This is a genomic window from Roseburia sp. AM23-20 (assembly GCF_003470905.1).
Lineage (GTDB): Bacteria > Bacillota > Clostridia > Lachnospirales > Lachnospiraceae > Roseburia > Roseburia rectibacter.
This window is the reverse complement of the sequence record NZ_QRHS01000029.1, coordinates 25,139-42,861: the sequence shown is the minus strand read 5'-3', so window position 1 is coordinate 42,861 and position 17,723 is coordinate 25,139. Positions and strand designations below refer to the sequence as shown.

18 protein-coding genes and 2 pseudogenes are annotated in these 17,723 nt (G+C 45.6%); all 20 read left to right on the top strand.

The window, feature by feature from the left end; all coding sequences use genetic code 11:
• Nucleotides 1-125: 125 nt before the first annotated feature.
• Nucleotides 126-485, top strand: coding sequence for a ParB N-terminal domain-containing protein (locus DW650_RS16990; protein ID WP_118210609.1), 360 nt, complete (start codon nucleotides 126-128; stop codon nucleotides 483-485).
• Nucleotides 486-639: 154 nt separating this feature from the next.
• Nucleotides 640-1,404: a hypothetical protein gene (locus DW650_RS16985; protein WP_330414681.1), complete on the top strand. Its 765-nt coding sequence runs from the start codon at nucleotides 640-642 to the stop codon at nucleotides 1,402-1,404.
• 37 nt (nucleotides 1,405-1,441) lie between these two features.
• Nucleotides 1,442-2,125 carry a hypothetical protein gene (locus tag DW650_RS16980; protein ID WP_147403019.1) on the top strand — a complete coding sequence of 228 codons (684 nt, stop codon included), beginning with the start codon at nucleotides 1,442-1,444 and terminating at the stop codon, nucleotides 2,123-2,125.
• A 177-nt stretch (nucleotides 2,126-2,302) separates the two neighbouring features.
• Nucleotides 2,303-2,779 carry a PcfB family protein gene (locus tag DW650_RS16975; protein WP_118210607.1) on the top strand — a complete coding sequence of 159 codons (477 nt, stop codon included), beginning with the start codon at nucleotides 2,303-2,305 and terminating at the stop codon, nucleotides 2,777-2,779.
• Nucleotides 2,776-4,617, top strand: a complete 1,842-nt coding sequence (locus DW650_RS16970; protein WP_199654304.1) for a VirD4-like conjugal transfer protein, CD1115 family — start codon at nucleotides 2,776-2,778, stop codon at nucleotides 4,615-4,617. The genes DW650_RS16975 and DW650_RS16970 overlap by 4 nt, the downstream gene beginning before the upstream one ends.
• 112 nt (nucleotides 4,618-4,729) lie before the next feature.
• Nucleotides 4,730-4,858, top strand: a pseudogene (locus DW650_RS16965) (Maff2 family mobile element protein); the annotation flags it as partial.
• An 847-nt stretch (nucleotides 4,859-5,705) separates the two neighbouring features.
• Nucleotides 5,706-7,625, top strand: coding sequence for a tetracycline resistance ribosomal protection protein Tet(32) (tet(32), locus tag DW650_RS16955; protein ID WP_002602099.1), 1,920 nt, complete (start codon nucleotides 5,706-5,708; stop codon nucleotides 7,623-7,625).
• A gap of 81 nt (nucleotides 7,626-7,706) precedes the next feature.
• A pseudogene (locus DW650_RS16950) lies at nucleotides 7,707-8,161 on the top strand (helix-turn-helix domain-containing protein).
• Nucleotides 8,162-8,374: 213 nt separating this feature from the next.
• Entirely contained in the window at nucleotides 8,375-9,142 is a 768-nt protein-coding gene (locus DW650_RS16945) for a class I SAM-dependent methyltransferase (RefSeq protein ID WP_002602097.1), read from the top strand.
• A gap of 204 nt (nucleotides 9,143-9,346) precedes the next feature.
• Nucleotides 9,347-9,793, top strand: coding sequence for an RNA polymerase sigma factor (locus DW650_RS16940; RefSeq protein WP_002602096.1), 447 nt, complete (start codon nucleotides 9,347-9,349; stop codon nucleotides 9,791-9,793).
• Entirely contained in the window at nucleotides 9,783-9,986 is a 204-nt protein-coding gene (locus tag DW650_RS16935; protein ID WP_002602095.1) for a helix-turn-helix domain-containing protein, read from the top strand. The genes DW650_RS16940 and DW650_RS16935 overlap by 11 nt, the downstream gene beginning before the upstream one ends.
• A 791-nt stretch (nucleotides 9,987-10,777) precedes the next feature.
• Nucleotides 10,778-11,176, top strand: coding sequence for a plasmid mobilization protein (locus tag DW650_RS16925; protein ID WP_002602094.1), 399 nt, complete (start codon nucleotides 10,778-10,780; stop codon nucleotides 11,174-11,176).
• Nucleotides 11,148-12,770, top strand: a complete 1,623-nt coding sequence (locus DW650_RS16920) for a relaxase/mobilization nuclease domain-containing protein (protein WP_002602093.1) — start codon at nucleotides 11,148-11,150, stop codon at nucleotides 12,768-12,770. The genes DW650_RS16925 and DW650_RS16920 overlap by 29 nt, the downstream gene beginning before the upstream one ends.
• Before the next feature lie 186 nt (nucleotides 12,771-12,956).
• Nucleotides 12,957-13,148, top strand: a complete 192-nt coding sequence (locus DW650_RS16910; protein WP_006058351.1) for a hypothetical protein — start codon at nucleotides 12,957-12,959, stop codon at nucleotides 13,146-13,148.
• The gene (locus tag DW650_RS16905; RefSeq protein ID WP_002605636.1) at nucleotides 13,138-13,896 is read left to right on the top strand and encodes a phage replisome organizer N-terminal domain-containing protein; all 759 of its coding nucleotides are present in this window, start codon (nucleotides 13,138-13,140) and stop codon (nucleotides 13,894-13,896) included. The genes DW650_RS16910 and DW650_RS16905 overlap by 11 nt, the downstream gene beginning before the upstream one ends.
• On the top strand, nucleotides 13,893-14,750 hold the full coding sequence (locus tag DW650_RS16900) for an ATP-binding protein (RefSeq protein ID WP_002605635.1): 858 nt from the start codon (nucleotides 13,893-13,895) through the stop codon (nucleotides 14,748-14,750). The genes DW650_RS16905 and DW650_RS16900 overlap by 4 nt, the downstream gene beginning before the upstream one ends.
• The gene (locus DW650_RS16895) at nucleotides 14,747-14,929 is read left to right on the top strand and encodes a transposon-encoded TnpW family protein (protein ID WP_002605634.1); all 183 of its coding nucleotides are present in this window, start codon (nucleotides 14,747-14,749) and stop codon (nucleotides 14,927-14,929) included. Before DW650_RS16900 ends, DW650_RS16895 begins: the two co-directional genes overlap by 4 nt.
• 100 nt (nucleotides 14,930-15,029) lie before the next feature.
• Nucleotides 15,030-16,640: a recombinase family protein gene (locus DW650_RS16890; protein WP_002605633.1), complete on the top strand. Its 1,611-nt coding sequence runs from the start codon at nucleotides 15,030-15,032 to the stop codon at nucleotides 16,638-16,640.
• Nucleotides 16,641-16,661: 21 nt separating this feature from the next.
• A complete protein-coding gene (locus DW650_RS20790; protein WP_118210605.1) occupies nucleotides 16,662-16,823 on the top strand; it encodes a Maff2 family mobile element protein in 162 nt (53 codons plus the stop codon).
• A 12-nt stretch (nucleotides 16,824-16,835) separates the two neighbouring features.
• A complete protein-coding gene (locus DW650_RS16880; protein ID WP_118210604.1) occupies nucleotides 16,836-17,708 on the top strand; it encodes a VirB6/TrbL-like conjugal transfer protein, CD1112 family in 873 nt (290 codons plus the stop codon).
• The last annotated feature ends 15 nt before the right edge of the window (nucleotides 17,709-17,723 follow it).

The following is a 17,723-nucleotide window of genomic DNA, read 5'->3' as shown; positions in this document are numbered from 1 at the left end:
TGTCACTTTTTAATTAAAGTGGCAGATATACTAAATTTCAATGATACAGTATACTAGAAAATGAAAATCGGTATGTGGAGCTATGTAGCATTCATCTTCTGGAATAAAATTTTTAGGAGGAAAATATGAGTTTGGTGATTAAAGCAAATGGTGTATTTACATTTCCACCAGATCAATTATGTATTTTGGAGCATAATGGGAAAAAATTACATTGTAATGTTGATTTATTGATAGCTGATTATAAAGAAAAGCAAGCCGAAAAGGTATGTGTTAATAATATATACAAGCCAAATGATGGGGTTAATTCAAGATATGCTATGACAACAGATATTAGTAAGCCGATTATAATTGTCCGATTTGATGATGGAATTTATGAGGTTTTGGATGGAAATCATAGATTATTTAGAGCAGCACAAGAAGGAAAATTATATATTAAGGCACATATTTTGAATGAGACAGAAATGGAAAAATATATAATGAATTAAAACTAAAAGATATTTTATTTGAACAGCGCAAGGCAGTTATAAATCTATAGAAAGGTTTGTAACTGCCTGTTTTGGTGTTAAAAATTTCTGGACAATTTGTCCAAAGGTCGGGGCAGTCGGTACAAGGCTGTTCTTCTTAGTGCTGGAGGTGCAAATGGAGTTATGGATTGCGGTATTGCTGTGGTGTGTCTGCTGGCTTCCGTTTTATGGAATGATAGTTGCGGCAGACCGTTCAGACACAAAGATGCAGGATATTTGGAAGGGGAGGACAATGGAGTCTTTACGAGATATTGACAGAGTAATGCAACGGGAAATAAAAAAAGGTAGTACACCGTTGCAGTTTGAGAACATAAAGTTTAGCGGTGACAGCTATCATGTGATCGCTTCACAAGAAAAGCTGATACAGGTGCTTTCCTACCTGTTGAGGATTGGGGAGTATGAAGCATTTGCCGGAAAAACGATAGGAAATAATGTTTACATGGATATGAGGGGAAAACAGGCAATTTTTAAAAGAGCCAGACTGTCCTATGAGAGAAAGAACATTTTTGCCACGATCAAGCGTCTGGCAAAAAAATATAAGCCGGATTATGAGGGAAAAGTGTATTTAGAAACGGTCAGATGCTTTTTTACAATGTCTGAGGAAGAACTGGAAAAATTCCGATATAATTATCAGGGCAGAGATACTTATGCTTTTCCGATGTCAGAAAAATATATCATGGGGCTGTATGCCCATTGCCTGTCTGCAAGAAAAGCGTTGGCACTGGAAAATAATGAGTCGGAGGGACTATCAAACACAGAGGTTTCTATGGTAAAATTGGAGAGTGTCAGGGAGGTGGTATTTCAGGCATTGTTACTTGATGATGTGAAGTTGGAAGATGGAAAGATATATGCGGAACTTTGTACAGTTTACATATTGTGAGTTATGAAAATATTAGGTTCTAGTGATGGTGAAGAATGTGAAAGAAAAGTATAATGATTTAATAGATATAATTTCGTATATTGGCTGGTCAATAAGTGTGTGGCTGTTGGTATATTTTCAATTAAATATGAACACTATTGATGATACTTATCGTTTGGTTGTCTGGATGTTTGTATTCTTTGGTTGTCTTTTTTATAAAGATAGCTATAAAGAGGTTACAAAAGAGATAATAAAAAGTGGAGTAATTCTAATTGGTACAAATATTTTAGAGTTGTATTTGGTTGGGGATATTAGTGGTATAAAAATATTTAAATTGGTTTTAGCACAGGTGTTGTATCAGATATTAGCATATTTATTTGTATTTTTTATTAGAAAATCAAAAGAATTTCATGGAAGGTATACGGATAGATTAGTAGTCTTATATTTACTAGTTTTGGGATTTCTGTTGTTTGTAATAAAACTTGAGATAATTTGTGCTCTAATCTGTACAAGTATTATTTCATTAATAAGAGGATATTTTTATTACAAGAGATGCTGCTTAGAAAAACGCAGACAAAAAGAGTTGGAAGACCATTTAGAAAGAGAACATAAAGAGAAAGAAAATGAAATGATAAAAATGAGAAAAAAGATTGAAGATTATGATGAACTTGTGAAAAAAAATAAGAAATTGGAAGCAAAGATAAGAATACGAGAAAATAAAAAAAGAAGAAAAAAGCATTAGCTATACAGCGTAAGGGCAGTTATAGACCGTAAAGGTTTGTAGCTGCCCTTTTTTGCGTTAAAAAACTTTTGGACAAATTGTCCAGAAGTGGAAAGGAGCATGATGAAATATTTACTGCACAGGCTGTATGTTCCACCATAGCGGAAATGCAGCAATAAAAAATCAAGGAGGAAAACCATGCAGGAGGAAGTGACACAGAAAACGATTGCCCTTGTTTTTAAGTCCTCCAGACTGACTGCGGATGTACTGAAAAAAGCCATGCAGATGTATCTGGAACACCGGAAAGCCGGGAAACAGGCAACGCATGGGAAAATGTCAGTAAAAGAGCTGGTCGGTCAGGGTATAGGTGCTTCGAGTATTGAGGTTACAGACAATAACATCAAGTCTTTTGAGAGAGTGGCAAAGAAATATAATGTTGACTTTGCTGTGAAAAAAGATAAGACAACAGAACCTCCGAAGTACATGGTATTTTTCAAGGGCAAGGATGCCGATGTGATCACACAGGCATTCAAGGAATTTGTGAAAGTTAATGAGAAGAAGCGTGGAAGAATTTCTGTCAGGGAGAAGCTGGCAGAGTTCAGGCAGATATTAGGGAAAGACAAGAACAGGGAGAGGGCAAGGGAACACCAGAAGGACAGAGGGCAGTCATTATGAGTAAAGTCATAGATGGAATTATAAAAGACCTGAAATCCATTCCGAAAACCGTTCAGGAGAAAACCAAGAGTGTAGATAAAAAGAAACTTGTCCTTATGAGTATGCCCTATGTTCTGGCAGGTTATTTCTGTGACAAGCTCGCATGGCTGTGGAGAGTATCACCGGGGCAGGACGCTTCTGCAAAGATGATGGCAGCTATGGAGGGCATGGATGACCTGTTTGCCAATCCATTGCCGAGTGTTTTTCCGAGAGATCTGCTGATTGGGATTGCCGGGGGTGCAGCACTCCGTCTTATGGTGTACCTGAAAGCCAAAAATGCCAAGAAATTCCGGCAGGGAGTGGAGTATGGTTCAGCAAGGTGGGGAACTGCAAAGGACATTGAACCTTATGTTGATCCGGTGTTTGAGAATAATATCATTCTCACAGAAACGGAACGGCTGATGATGTCCGGCAGACCGAAGCACCCGAAGTATGCAAGAAATAAAAACATTCTTGTAATCGGTGGTTCAGGAAGTGGTAAGACAAGATTTTTTGTCAAACCAAATTTGATGCAGATGCACTCATCGTATGTTGTCACCGACCCGAAGGGGACAGTGCTTGTTGAGTGTGGAAAAATGCTTGCAAAAAACAAATACAGGATAAAAGTCCTGAATACCATTAACTTTAAAAAATCCATGCGCTATAATCCTTTCGCCTACATACGCAGTGAAAAGGATATTTTGAAACTTGTAAACACGATTATCTTAAACACCAAAGGGGAGGGACAGCAGGCAACGGAAGATTTTTGGGTAAAAGCCGAAAAACTCTACTATACGGCACTGATCGGCTACATCTGGTATGAGTGCGTGGAGGAAGAACAGAACTTCACGACGCTGCTTGACATGATAAATGCAAGTGAAGCGAGGGAGGACGATGAAGAATTTAAAAATCCTGTCGATTTGATGTTCGATGAGCTGGAGGAGAGAGAACCAGACCACTTTGCGGTCAAGCAGTATAAAAAATACAAGCTGGCTGCGGGAAAGACAGCAAAATCCATTCTGATTAGCTGTGGTGCGAGGTTAGCACCGTTTGATATTAAAGAGCTTCGTGACCTGACAAGTTATGATGAGTTGGAACTTGATATGTTAGGGGATAAAAAGACAGCCTTGTTTGTCATTATCTCTGACACTGACGATACATTCAATTTCATCGTATCCATCATGTATACGCAGCTTTTTAACCTGCTCTGTGACAGGGCAGATGATGTATATAATGGCAGACTGCCAATTCATGTAAGGTGCTTGTTGGATGAATTTGCGAACATCGGGCAGATACCAAAGTTTGAGAAGCTGATCGCTACTATCCGTAGCAGGGAAATATCAGCTTCTATTATTTTGCAGTCAAAGTCGCAGCTCAAGGCAATTTATAAGGACAACGCCGATACGATTGAAGGGAATTGTGACACCACGTTATTCCTCGGAGAAAAAGAAAAGACCACGCTCAAAGAGCTGGCGGAAGTTTTGGGTAAGGAAACGATTGACCTTTATAACACCTCTGATACAAGGGGTACATCGCAGTCCTATGGTCTGAATTACCAAAAGACCGGAAAAGAATTGATGAGTCAGGATGAGATTGCAGTCATGGACGGAGGCAAGTGTATCATGCAGCTTCGTGGTGTCAGACCATTCTTTTCAGATAAGTTTGATATAACCAAACACAAGCAGTACCACTTACTTTCTGACTATGACGAGAAAAATACCTTTGACATCGAAAAATATGTGAAAAACCTGAACCATGCAAGGATCAGGAACAATGACACCGTTGATGAGGTGGAAGATGTCGGGGAGATCACTGCATAAACTTCTGGACAAAAAGTCCAAAAGTTGAAAGACAACTGAATACGGAACAATCAAACCAACCTTTGGACAAAAAGTCCAAAAGTACAAATAAAAAAGAAAGAGGGAAAATATTATGGCATTTTTTACAAGCGCAGTAACAGGATTAAAAACAGTAGTGACAGCTATCGGAGCAGGTGTCGGCGTATGGGGCGTTATCAACCTTTTAGAAGGTTACGGGAATGACAATCCGGGCGCAAATGCTCATGTACGGTAAGGAAGCAAGCAACCGAAAACAAGAGATAGACCGCCAGCACTACACTATTCCGAACCAAAGACCAAAAGATAAGCATTGTGGGAAAATCTAAACTTTTGGATTTTCCTACAATGCCGACTACGGCGGAATCCTTCCCACTCCTTATATCTTTATTTCCGTATACATTGAATTTGTATTTAGTAAATGCTATAATGTCCCTATTCAAATTATAAATGTGTTGAATTAGTTACATGTACATATTTTTTGTGCCGCATAAATACCCTGTTGAGGTTGTCGTTCTTTGTCCAGATGTGGAAACAATAAAAGGAAGGGAACGATACAGGGAGAAAACAGGCTATTCCGGCTTTACGGTTGAAACCTTATACGATACATTTATGCAGACAACACCACGGATCGGCTTTTGGCTGGACAATTCCAACCAAACACCACAGCAGACAGCAGAAACCATTCTGAACGCCAGAAAGTCGGTATGATTGTTACATATAAGGGGAAGAAAAATTTCTTTTAGGTACTTTCTTTCCTAAAACTAATGTGATATAATAGCATCATTCCAAAAAAGGAGTAAAAAATATGCGGCAAGGTATTCTTAAATAAAACTATAATCAAATAGTGGGAACAAAGGATTATGATAGTCCCTTTTGTGGGGGCTTGGTTTTTTGTACCCAATTTAAGAATACTTTTGCCTTATCAATTTTGACATATCCGAAAAACAGCAATCACAAACAGGTGTATGCTGTATATGTGTATGTCCGCAAATTATAATCCCCAGTGGTAAAAGTATTTTACTGCTGGGGATTTTTATGCCCTTTTGGGGCTGTAAAAGGAGGACAATCACATGAAAATAATCAATATTGGAATTCTCGCCCATGTAGACGCAGGAAAAACAACATTGACGGAAAGCCTGCTGTACACCAGTGGAGCGATTGCGGAACAAGGAAACGTGGATAAAGGAACTACAAGAACAGACACTATGATTTTGGAACGGCAGCGCGGAATTACCATTCAGACAGCGGTTACTTCTTTTTGCTGGAATGATTATAAAATCAATATCGTGGACACTCCCGGTCATATGGATTTTTTAACCGAAGCATACCGCTCTTTATCTGTCCTTGACGGAGCTGTTTTAGTCATTTCGGCAAAAGACGGCGTACAGGCACAAACCCGTATATTATTCCATGCGCTTCAGAAAATGGACATTCCGACAATTATCTTTATAAATAAGATAGACCAAAATGGGATCGACCTGCGGCGTGTTTACCAAAGCATTAAAGATAAACTTACCAGTGATATGATTGTCATGCAGGAGGTTTCCCTGTCGCCAAAGATAACCATGACCGATATTTCTGATTTGGACAAATGGGATATGATTATTTCCGGAAGCGATGAACTATTAGAACGATATGTTGCAGAGGATTCTTTGGATATACAGGAATTACAATATGAAAAGTGCAAAAGAACCAGATGCTGCTCTTTGTTTCCTGTTTATCATGGGAGTGCAAAAGACAATTTAGGAACAGAAAAACTGATTGAAGCGATTACAGAAACTTTCATTACAGAAACAGACGATATTCAGTCTGAATTATGTGGATATGTTTTTAAGGTTGAGTATACAGAGCGGAAAAAACGGCTTTCTTATTTACGCCTGTATCATGGGACGCTCCATTTACGGGATACCCTGCTGCTGTCAAAAAAGGAAAAAATAAAGATTACAGAAATGTGTATTCCGTCAAATGGTGAAATCGTCCCGGTTGACCATGCCTGTCCGGGAGAAATTGTTATTTTAGCTGATGATACTTTGAAACTGAACGACATTCTGGGAAATGAAAAACTCCTGCCTCACAAAACACGGATTGATAATCCCATGCCATTACTTCGGACAACGGTAGAGCCGCAAAAGCCGGAGCAAAGGGAAGCCCTGTTAAATGCCCTCACAGAGATTGCTGATACAGACCCTCTTTTGCATTTTGACATTGATACTGTTACACATGAGATTATATTATCTTTTTTGGGAAAAGTACAGTTAGAAGTTATTTGTTCGCTATTAGAAGAAAAATATCATGTGGGCGTGGCTATGAAAGAGCCTTCGGTTATTTATCTGGAAAGACCGCAAAAAAAAGCGAGCTACACGATTCATATTGAAGTGCCGCCGAATCCGTTTTGGGCATCTATTGGTTTGACTGTAACACCGCTTCCTGTTGGAAGCGGAACACAATATAAAAGCGAGGTATCTCTCGGCTATTTAAACCAAAGTTTTCAAAATGCCGTCATGGAGGGTGTGCGTTATGGAATGGAGCAGGGCTTATATGGCTGGGGAGTGACAGACTGCCAAATTTGTTTTGATTATGGAGTTTATTACAGCCCGGTCAGCACCCCCGCTGATTTTCGTTTTCTTGCGCCTGTCGTGTTGGAGCAGGCATTGAAAAAAGCAGGAACACAACTGTTGGAACCATACCTTTCCTTTACCCTTTTTGCACCGCAGGAATATCTTTCACGGGCTTATAATGACGCACCAAAGTATTGCGCAATCATTGAATCAACCAGACTTGAAAAAGATGAAGTTATTTTTAAGGGGGAAATCCCTGCCCGTTGTATTGGTGAATATAGAAATGATTTGAATTTTTATACAAATGGAAGAAGTGTCTGCATTACAGAATTAAAAGGGTATCAGGAAACTTCCGGCGAGCCTGTGTTTCAGCCACGCCGCCCGAACAGCCGTTTAGACAAGATCCGGCATATGTTTCAGAAGATAATGTAACATCTTGCGCAATGCAAACGTTCATTGCTGGCTATTGCGAAATATCATTGATAAAATCAGCATCAGAGAGGAGGAACCATTTTGAACCAGAAACAGACGGATATTACAACAGGAAAGCAAATACGTCATCTGCGAACACAATCGGGAATGACACAGGAAGAACTGGCTGGGAAATTGAATGTTACCCGGCAGGCGCTATCGAATTGGGAGAGAGATGTTAATGAACCCGATTTAAATACGTTGAAAAAAATTTGTTTTCTTTTTGGAGTCCACATGGACGATTTTGCGAAGGAGGTAATAACAAAAATGGAAACATGTGAAAAAAAGAGAAACGACAATTTAATAAGTATGATATGGCAATTGGACTTTTTTATGGTGTCGGGATATTTCTTGGCATTGGTATTTTCTTTGTTGGCGGTTTTATGACAATGTCGGGTGCAGGGTGGGGAGCATCACTATTTGGCGGTGGCTGTTTTTCTCTTGTATTTGGCTTGATATGCCATGCAGTTATTACATTGAGAAGAAATGACAAATGATGACATATCCTGCTTTCTAGTCTTTTCGGTCATATCGCGTAAAAAAGCCGCTGCTTTTGGCTTTCCAATAGCGGCGGCAAAGGGAAATATCCTTTGAATACCTTACAGAAGAAAAGTTTTGCAGCATTATAAAAATAAAAGCCTATACCATTTTGGAAAGAAAAGATACATAATAGTCAAGACGGCAACAATCAGAAGTTATGGAGGGTAACAATGGAATATAGTAAGGAAGATTTAATGGAAGCAAAAAGGCAAATTTTGGGAGTGGGAGAGAACATGGGAACAGAGGAAAGCAAAAAGATCTGGGAGAAAAACGCACAATTTTGGGATGATGCAATGGGTGACGAATCCAATGAATTTCACAGAGAGGTAGTACGTCCCAAAGTAACGGAACTTCTCTCTCCTGATCCTTCGGATTACATTTTGGATATTGCGTGCGGCAATGGAAATTATTCTTCGTATCTTGCACAGAGAGGCGCTTCGGTCGTCGCTTTTGATTACAGCAAAAAAATGATAGAATTGGCTAAAAGACGGCGATCACAATATGCAAAACAAATTGAGTTTTGCGTAGCGGATGCGACCAATAGAGAAAGCTTATTAGGATTAAAAAGAAATCGAGCCTTTACGAAAGCAGTTTCTAATATGGCAATTATGGATATTACGGATATTGAACCGCTTTTTATGGCTGTTTATGAACTATTGGAGGAAAACGGGATTTTTGTCTTTGCAACGCAGCACCCTTGTTTTATCACATTGACTGAAAAATATATGACACCGCACAGTTACTATGATATAGCGATCGAAGGGCAGCCGGAGGAGCAGATTTATTATCATCGTTCCATACAAGATATTTTTAACCTTTGTTTCAGAGCTGGATTTGTCATTGATGGATTTTATGAAGAATGTTTCAAAAACAATAAAGAAATTCCTATGGTAATGATAGTAAGGCTTAAAAAGGTAAAACGTGATAGCTTAAAATAAATTCAAGTTTGCCGGATAAATAGCAAACCCGGCCGAGCCAGTCAACGGTCAAGATGAACGGGCTTCGCCCGCCGTTGACAGCCCCGCCCGGTTTTGCAGTTAGGCAGTCAAGGAGCGACAGCCTAAAGTGCTGCCGCCCCTTACTATCATAAAAAGCAACTACTAACCAGCCACAGCCCTTTTGGGAGGAAAGGGGGATTTTCCATGACCTGTACAGAAGAATATCGGGAACATATCGAGTACACTTTCCATGCCTTTTGCAAAGTCGTTATCCGAAATGCAACGATCAACGCAGCGAGGACACGGAGCAGGAAGCACAAAAGAGAAATATCCCTTGAATACCTCACAGACGAAAAGCACTACCCTTTAGGCACGACAGATGAATATTTCCAAGCCCCGGAGCCGGACGAGGAATACATACTTACCCTTTGCGGCGATACGGTCATTTTCAGCAGCGGTTTACTTGCGGAAGCCCTGTCACGGCTGGACGAACGGGAGCGGGAAATGATTTACCTGTCCTTTTTCAAGCGTATTCCACAGCACGAAATTGGCAGACAGTACGGGCGCAGCCGCAGCACAGCGGGCTACCATATCCGAAAAGCCCTACGGCAGCTCCAAGCGGAAATGGAGGGAATGGCATATGAGAAATAATAGGCTTCTCCCCTATGAAACAATCGTCCAAGCCGCCAGCGGGGAGCCGGAAGCGGTGGGAACTGTATTGCAGTATTACCGCCGCCGCATACAATGTGCCGCCCGTGTGAATGGACGGGTAGACCAAGATACAGAGGACTACATCACCCAGACGCTTCTCACAGCTATTTTCAAGTTCCGCTTTGGGAGATAGCCCTACCGCCTACAACTGAATAACCGCCGCTTCGCCGGCAACCAGAAAGCAGTAAATCTATTCAACAGATTTGCTGCTTTTTTTCGTTCCTGTTTGGCATTTTTGAAAATCCCCAGTATGAAAAAACAAAAGGGAAAATAGCCGCCGCAGTTGGCAAAATCCCTTACTTATCCGTAGAGGGTATCAAAGAAAAAAATACTGCCATTGTCCGCCTATTCCGGCTTGCGTGGTGTTGTAGGGAATAGAGGGGAAATTCTAAAAATCTCCGTCCATTTTGCTTTGCGTGGTGTTGTAGGTAGTGAAAGGAAAATTTTCAAGATAAGCCGGAATAGCGGGTAGCAAAGCCCTTTTGAAACGTTTTGTTAGCGGAAAGGACGGGAGCCGGGGAACGCCGGAGTTTTTCAGAGCAAGATTCTACCGAGGTGCCAAAATTCGCTCTCCGCTTATTTTTGCCCCTGCGGGAATCTTGTTGGGGAGTGCCTTCCCCAAACCCTGCTATGCGCCCTGTCGGGCGAGAACGCCGGAGTTTTTCAGAGCAAGATTCTACCGAGGTGCCAAAATTCGCTCTCCGCTTATTTTTGCCCCTGCGGGAATCTTGTTGGGGAGTGCCTTCCCCAAACCCTGCTATGCGCCCTGTCGGGCGAGAACGCCGGAGTTTTTCAGAGCAAGATTCTACCGAGGTGCCAAAATTCGCTCTCCGCTTATTTTTGCCCCTGCGGGAATCTTGTTGGGGAGTGCCTTCCCCAAACCCTGCTATGCGCCCTGTCGGGCGAGAAAGGAGGTCACAGACCATGCGAAAGAAATACAATACGCCCCACCGCCGTCATGTGGTAAAGACCCGCATGACCGATGAAGAATACGCCGACTTCACCGGGCGGCTGGCGGCTTATGAAATCAGCCAGTCCGAGTTTATCCGGCAAGCCATACGGAAAGCGACCATACGCCCCATTGTCACCGTTTCCCCGGTCAATGACGGGCTGCTTGCCGCCCTCTCCAAGCTCACGGCAGAGTACGGGAAAATCGGCGGCAACTTAAACCAGATTGCCCGGAGCCTGAACGAATACGGAAGCCCCTACCGGGGGCTGGAAAAGGAAGTGCGGGGAGCCGCCGCCGACCTTGCCGCCTTGAAGTTTGAAGTCTTGCAGAAAGTAGGTGAAGCCGTTGGCGATACTCAAACATATCAGCTCTAAAAATGCCAACTACGGGGACGCTGAAAAATACCTCACATTCGAGCATGACGAGTTTACCATGAAGCCCACCCTTGACGCAGACGGGCGGCTCATACCGAGGGTAGACTACCGCATATCCTCTCTGAATTGTGGCGGGGAGGATTTTGCCGTTGCCTGTATGCGCTCCAATCTCCGCTACGGCAAGAACCAGAAACGGGAGGACGTAAAGAGCCACCACTACATCATCAGCTTTGACCCACGGGACGGCCCGGACAACGGCTTGACCGTTGATCGGGCGCAGGAGCTGGGCGAGAAGTTCTGCGCCGAGCATTTCCCCGGACACCAGGCCCTTGTCTGCACCCACCCGGACGGACACAGCCACACCGAAAATATCCATGTGCATATCGTCATTAACAGTCTGCGGATTGCGGAGGTTCCCATGCTGCCCCACATGGACAGGCCAGCGGACAGGAAAGCAGGCTGCAAGCACCGCTGTACGGACGCAGCTATGAACTATCTGAAAGCCGAAGTCATGGAGATGTGCCACAGCGAGGGGCTTTACCAGATAGACCTTTTGAACGGCAGCAAAGAACGCATTACCGAGCGTGAGTATTGGGCGCAGAAGAAAGGACAGGCTGCCCTTGACAGAGCCAACGCCCCTATTGCTGCGGACGGTATCGCGCCCCGGCAGACCAAGTTTGAAACGGATAAGGCGAAGCTGCGCCGGACTATCCGGGAAGCCCTTGCCGCTGCTTCCGGCTTTGATGAGTTTGCCGCCCTGCTTCTCCGGCATGGTGTGACCGTCAAGGAGAGCCGGGGGCGGCTAAGTTACCTCACGCCGGACAGGACGAAGCCAATTACCGCCCGGAAGCTGGGGGACGATTTTGACCGGGCTGCTGTCCTCTCCGTTTTGGAGCAGAACGCCGCCAGAGCCGCCGAAAAACCCGCAGCCATAGCGGAATACCCCGGCAGTATCAAAGACCGCTTACGGACGAAAAAAGAAGCGAAAAACGCCCCGAACAATGACGCTGTACAGCGCATGGTAGACATAGCCGCCAAGCGAGCCGAGGGGAAAGGACGGGGCTATGAGAAGTGGGCGACCATGCACAACCTCAAACAGATGTCGGCTACCCTCATGCTCTACCAGCAGTATGGCTTTTCTTCCCCGGACGAGCTGGACGCTGCCATTTCCGCAGCCAACACCGCCACGCAGGAGAGCCTTGCCGGACTGAAAGGGCTGGAAGCCGCTATCCGGGAGAAAAAGGAATTGCAGCGCAACCTTTTGGGCTATATCGGCACGAAGCCCGCCCGTGACGGTCTGAAAGCGCAGAAATCGGAGAAAGCCCGGAGAGCCTACCGGGAACAGCACGAAAGCGATTTTATCATAGCGGACACAGCCGCCCGTTATTTCCGGGAGCATGGAATAACCAAGCTGCCAGCCAGCAAAGCCCTGCAAAGGGAGATTGAGCAGCTTACCGTCCAGAAGAACGCCGGATATAACGACTACCGGGAGAAACGCCAGCGGGCGCAGGAGCTTCAGACAGTCAGACGCAATATCGACCAGATTTTAAGGGGCGCACCGAGCCAGCAGAAAAAGCGTGAACAGGAGCGTTAAAGACCGCCCCGAAATGATACCGAAACCCTACAAAAATACAGGTATGATATGAACCCTTACCGCAATACTCCCCGACTTCCAAACGGGGCTTACAGGGCAGAAAAAGCCCGAAAATGATACCGAGAACATACAGAAAATGCCCCCTATCCCGCTACACCGATAGGAACGGCAGAAAGGAGCTTACCATTGCCGAGAATGAGCAAGAAGCGGCGGCTGGAATGGTCTTTCTTCCTCAACCACCGCAACCGTATCACTTACAACGACCTATGCCGGGGCTGCACCCGTGACTGCAAACAGAGCTTCCGGGCGGTTATCATACTATGCCCTCGCTATTATTCCAAACGCTGGAAAAAGGAGGACGCAGCCTATGGCAGATAACCGCAAATATTACTACCTCAAGCTGAAAGAGAGCTATTTTGACGATGATGCAATCGTTCTGCTGGAAAGTATGCAGGACGGCGTTATCTATTCCAACATTCTCTTGAAGCTGTACTTGAAATCGCTGAAAAACGGCGGGAAATTGCAGCTTGACGAGAATATCCCCTACACCGCCCAGATGATTGCGACCATTACCCGCCAGCAGGTAGGTACCGTAGAGAGAGCTTTGAAAATCTTTATGAAGCTGGGGCTTGTGGAGCCTTTGCCAAGCGGCGCACTCTACATGAGCAACATTGAGCTTTTAATCGGCCAGTCCTCTACCGAGGGGGAGCGCAAGCGCAGGGCGCGGCTGGCTTTGCAGGAACAAAAAGCCCTGCCGCAGACAGGGGCGGACAAATGTCCACCATATCGAGCGGACATTTGTCCACCAGAGATAGAGATAGAGAAAGAGATAGATATAGAAATAGAAAAAGAGAGAGAGTTAGAAACGGGACACCCCGCCCCCGCCGCCTATGGCAGATACCACAATGTCATTCTTTCCGATACGGAGCTTGACGGGCTGAAAACAGAGCTTCCCGGCAAGTGGGAGTATTACATTGACCGCCTATCCTGCCATATCGCTTCCAGCGGGAGGAAATACAAGAGCCATGCAGCCACGATTTTCAAGTGGGCGCAGGAGGACGCAGCCAAGAAAGCCCCGAAAAAGGGCATACCCGATTATACCTGTAAGGAGGGCGAGAGCTTATGACGAATGGATTTGATGAAATGATTTTGAATATGACCGACACCACGCCGGAGCCGGAGGACTACACCGGCGAGGACGGGCTTTTATACTGCGGGAAGTGCCACAAGCCCAAAGAGGGCTATTTCCCCAAAGAAACCGCCGCATGGCTGGGGCGTGACCGCCACCCGGCAGAATGTGACTGCCAGCGGGCAGAGCGTGAGGAACGGGAAGCCGCAGAGAAACAGCGCAGTCACCTTGAAACTGTCGAGCGGTTGAAGCGGCGGGGCTTTACAGACCCGGCTATGCAGGGCTGGACGTTTGAGAACGACAACGGCAAGTGCCCGCAAATGGAACACGCCCATTTCTATGTGGAGAACTGGGAAACCATGAAAGAGCGCAACATTGGCTATCTGCTATGGGGCGGCGTTGGCACAGGCAAGAGCTATTTTGCGGGCTGTATCGCAAATGCCCTTATGGAGCGTGAAATCCCCGTGTGCATGACAAACTTTGCATTGATATTGGGTGACCTTGCCGCCAGCTTTGAGGGCAGGAATGAATATATCTCCCGACTTTGCAGCTTCCCGCTGCTTATCCTTGACGATTTTGGAATGGAACGGGGAACGGAATACGGCTTAGAGCAGGTCTACAACGTGATTGACAGCCGTTACCGCAGCGGCAGGCCGCTGATCGTCACGACTAATCTCACGCTGGAGGACTTGCAGCACCCGGAGGACACCGCCCACGCCCGCATTTATGACCGTCTGATTGAAATGTGTTCTCCTGTCCGCTTTACCGGGAGCAACTTCCGAAAAGCCACGGCGCAGGAGAAAATGGGACAACTGAAAAAGCTGATGAACAGAAAGGAGAGCCGCCTATGACCAACACCCCAAAGAATGACCGCAGCACCCGCCGCCCGGATTGCGTGACGGAAATCCGCATAGGTAATTCTGTCCTTGTCGTTTCCGGCTATTTCAAGCAGGACACCACCGCCACCGCCGCCGATAAAATGCTGAAAGTGCTGGAAGCGGAAGCTGCTACACAAAAATCGGCAATTTGACGGGACGTAAAGAAGCAGAAAGGACTGTACAGCCAGCCCCGGCGTGTGGTATGATAGTCATACGGAATAGTGGGGCTGGCTGTCGGAAATGGAGGACACTATGTTAAGACAGACCACCCGAAACCTTATTACCGCCCTTTATCCGAGATTATCCCACGAGGACGAGCTGCAAGGTGAGAGCAATTCTATTTCAAACCAGAAGCGTATTCTTGAAACCTATGCGAAGCAGAACGGCTTTTCCAATCTGCAATGGTACACAGATGACGGTTATTCTGGGGCGAACTTCCAAAGACCCGGTTTTCAAGCCATGCTTGCGGACATTGAAGCCGGAAAAGTCGGCACCGTTATCGTCAAGGATATGTCACGGTTAGGGCGAAACTATCTGCAAGTGGGAATGTATACGGAAATGATTTTCCCACAGAAAGGCGTCCGCTTTATCGCTATCAATGACGGAGTGGACAGCGCACAGGGCGACAATGATTTTGCCCCTCTGCGGAACATTTTTAACGAATGGCTGGTGAGAGATACGAGCAAGAAAATCAAAGCAGTAAAACGGTCTAAGGGTATGAGCGGGAAGCCCGTCACGAGCAAACCCGTATACGGCTACTTTATGGACGAGGACGAAAATTTTATCATTGACGGGGAAGCCGCCCCTGTTGTGCGGCAGATTTACAGCTTGTGCCTTGCCGGGAACGGGCCGACCAAGATAGCCCGTATGCTCACAGAGCAGGAGATCCCCACGCCGGGAACGCTGGAATACCGTCGGACGGGAAGCACCCGCCGCTACCACCCCGGCTATGAGTGCAAGTGGGCGACCAATACCGTGGTACATATCCTTGAAAACAGGGAGTACACGGGCTGTCTGGTAAACTTCAAGACGGAGAAGCCGTCCTACAAGACCAAGCACAGCGTAGAGAACCCCATTGAGAAACAGGCGATTTTCGAGAACCACCATGAGCCTATCATTGACACCCAGATGTGGGAGCGTGTGCAGGAGTTACGCAAGCAGCGCAAACGCCCGAACCGCTATGATGAAGTGGGCTTATTCTCCGGCATACTCTTTTGTGCCGACTGCGGCAGCGTCCTTTACCAGCAGCGTTACCAGAACGCCACCCGCAAGCAGGATTGTTATATCTGCGGGAGCTACAAGAAGCGTACCCGTGACTGTACGGCGCACTTTATCCGCACCGACCTGTTGACCGCCGGAGTGACCGACAATCTGCGGAAAGTCACCAGCTATGCAGCGAAGCACGAAGCCCGGTTTATGAAGCTGCTGATCGAGCAGAACGAGGACGGGGGCAAGCGCAGGAACGCCGCAAGGAAAAAGGAGCTGGAAGCCGCCGAGAAGCGTATCAGCGAGTTATCCGCTATCTTCAAGCGGCTGTATGAGGACAGCGTGACCGGGCGCATTTCAGACGAGCGTTTCACGGAGCTGTCGGCAGACTATGAAGCCGAGCAGAAAGAACTGAAAGAGAGAGCCGCCGCTATCCGGGCAGAGCTTTCCAAAGCGCAGGAAGCCACGGTAAACGCAGAAAAGTTTATGAATGTTGTCCGCAAGTACACCAGCTTTGAAGAACTTACCCCTACCCTTTTGCGTGAGTTTGTGGAGAAAATCGTTGTGCATGAGTGCAGCTATGACGAGAACGGCACACGCAGACAGGACATTGATATTTATTACTCTTTCGTTGGCAAGGTAGACCTGCCCGAATGACCGCCCGACCTATCCGGCGCAATGCGCAAACGCCGGATAGGAACGGCAAAATTTTTTACACTTCTACTACTTCTTTATCACACATCAGCAAAATCACAGGGTATCAAGCAGCTTATGTCCGGTGGCGGTATTATCATTGTGGCTCAGACGGTGATCCCACAGCTTTCCAGCCTTTTTTCATAAGAGAAAGCCTAAATGGGCGGAATTATAGAAAAAATTACTGAGTTCATAAAGGAAATGTTACAGGGGTGGGTGCTGTCCAATCTGGAAAATATGTTTACCGATGTCAATGACAAGGTAGGCACGATTGCCGGGGAGGTCAGCAAGACACCCAGCACATGGAACGCTGGCATTTTCAGCATGGTCAAGACCTTATCGGAAAATGTGGTCATCCCCATAGCGGGAATGGTCATCAGCTTCGTGTTGATCTATGAGCTGATTACGATGGTGATTGACAAAAACAATATGCACGACTTCGATACAAGCCTGTTTTTCCGTTTTTTACTGAAGGCTTGTATTGCGGTCAGCCTGCTTTCCAAAACATTTGACATTGTGATGGCTGTGTTTGATGTAGGAAACCATGTGGTATTGCAGGCGGCATCTGTCATATCCGGTTCGACAAGACTGGATGTGGAGGAAACGCTTACCACGATGTTTAACAACCAGATTGACAGCATGGGGATCGGGGAGCTGATCGCTCTTGGCATGGAAACCATGATTATCAGCCTTTGTATGAAGATTATGTCTGTCCTTATCACCGTCATTTTATATGGACGCATGATTGAAATATATCTTTATGTGTCAGTAGCACCAATTCCGGCGGCAACCGTTACCAACAAGGAATGGGGAAGTGTCGGTACAAATTACCTGAAGGGACTTATCGCTTTGGCATTTCAGGGATTTTTCATTATGGTATGTGTGGCAATTTACGCAGTGCTTGTGGCAGGTGTGGCGGTTGCCGGAAATCTTCACAGTGCTTTGTGGTCTGTGGCAGCTTATACCATTATCCTGTGCTTTAGCTTATTTAAGACAGGTTCGTTATCAAAATCAATTTTTCATGCCCATTAGCGGGATGTTTATCCC

Bases quoted from the DNA above. Each gene is read 5' to 3' on its own strand.
- DW650_RS16975 (WP_118210607.1), top strand. From the start codon at position 2,303: ATGCAGGAGGAAGTGACACAGAAAACGATTGCCCTTGTTTTTAAGTCC.
- DW650_RS16970 (WP_199654304.1), top strand. From the start codon at position 2,776: ATGAGTAAAGTCATAGATGGAATTATAAAAGACCTGAAATCCATTCCG.
- DW650_RS16935 (WP_002602095.1), top strand. From the start codon at position 9,783: ATGAGAAATAATAGGCTTCTCCCCTATGAAACAATCGTCCAAGCCGCC.
- DW650_RS16895 (WP_002605634.1), top strand. From the start codon at position 14,747: ATGACCAACACCCCAAAGAATGACCGCAGCACCCGCCGCCCGGATTGC.
- DW650_RS16940 (WP_002602096.1), top strand. From the start codon at position 9,347: ATGACCTGTACAGAAGAATATCGGGAACATATCGAGTACACTTTCCAT.
- DW650_RS16905 (WP_002605636.1), top strand. From the start codon at position 13,138: ATGGCAGATAACCGCAAATATTACTACCTCAAGCTGAAAGAGAGCTAT.
- DW650_RS16945 (WP_002602097.1), top strand. From the start codon at position 8,375: ATGGAATATAGTAAGGAAGATTTAATGGAAGCAAAAAGGCAAATTTTG.
- DW650_RS16985 (WP_330414681.1), top strand. From the start codon at position 640: ATGGAGTTATGGATTGCGGTATTGCTGTGGTGTGTCTGCTGGCTTCCG.
- DW650_RS16990 (WP_118210609.1), top strand. From the start codon at position 126: ATGAGTTTGGTGATTAAAGCAAATGGTGTATTTACATTTCCACCAGAT.
- DW650_RS16890 (WP_002605633.1), top strand. From the start codon at position 15,030: ATGTTAAGACAGACCACCCGAAACCTTATTACCGCCCTTTATCCGAGA.
- DW650_RS16900 (WP_002605635.1), top strand. From the start codon at position 13,893: ATGACGAATGGATTTGATGAAATGATTTTGAATATGACCGACACCACG.
- DW650_RS20790 (WP_118210605.1), top strand. From the start codon at position 16,662: ATGCGCAAACGCCGGATAGGAACGGCAAAATTTTTTACACTTCTACTA.
- DW650_RS16925 (WP_002602094.1), top strand. From the start codon at position 10,778: ATGCGAAAGAAATACAATACGCCCCACCGCCGTCATGTGGTAAAGACC.
- DW650_RS16880 (WP_118210604.1), top strand. From the start codon at position 16,836: ATGGGCGGAATTATAGAAAAAATTACTGAGTTCATAAAGGAAATGTTA.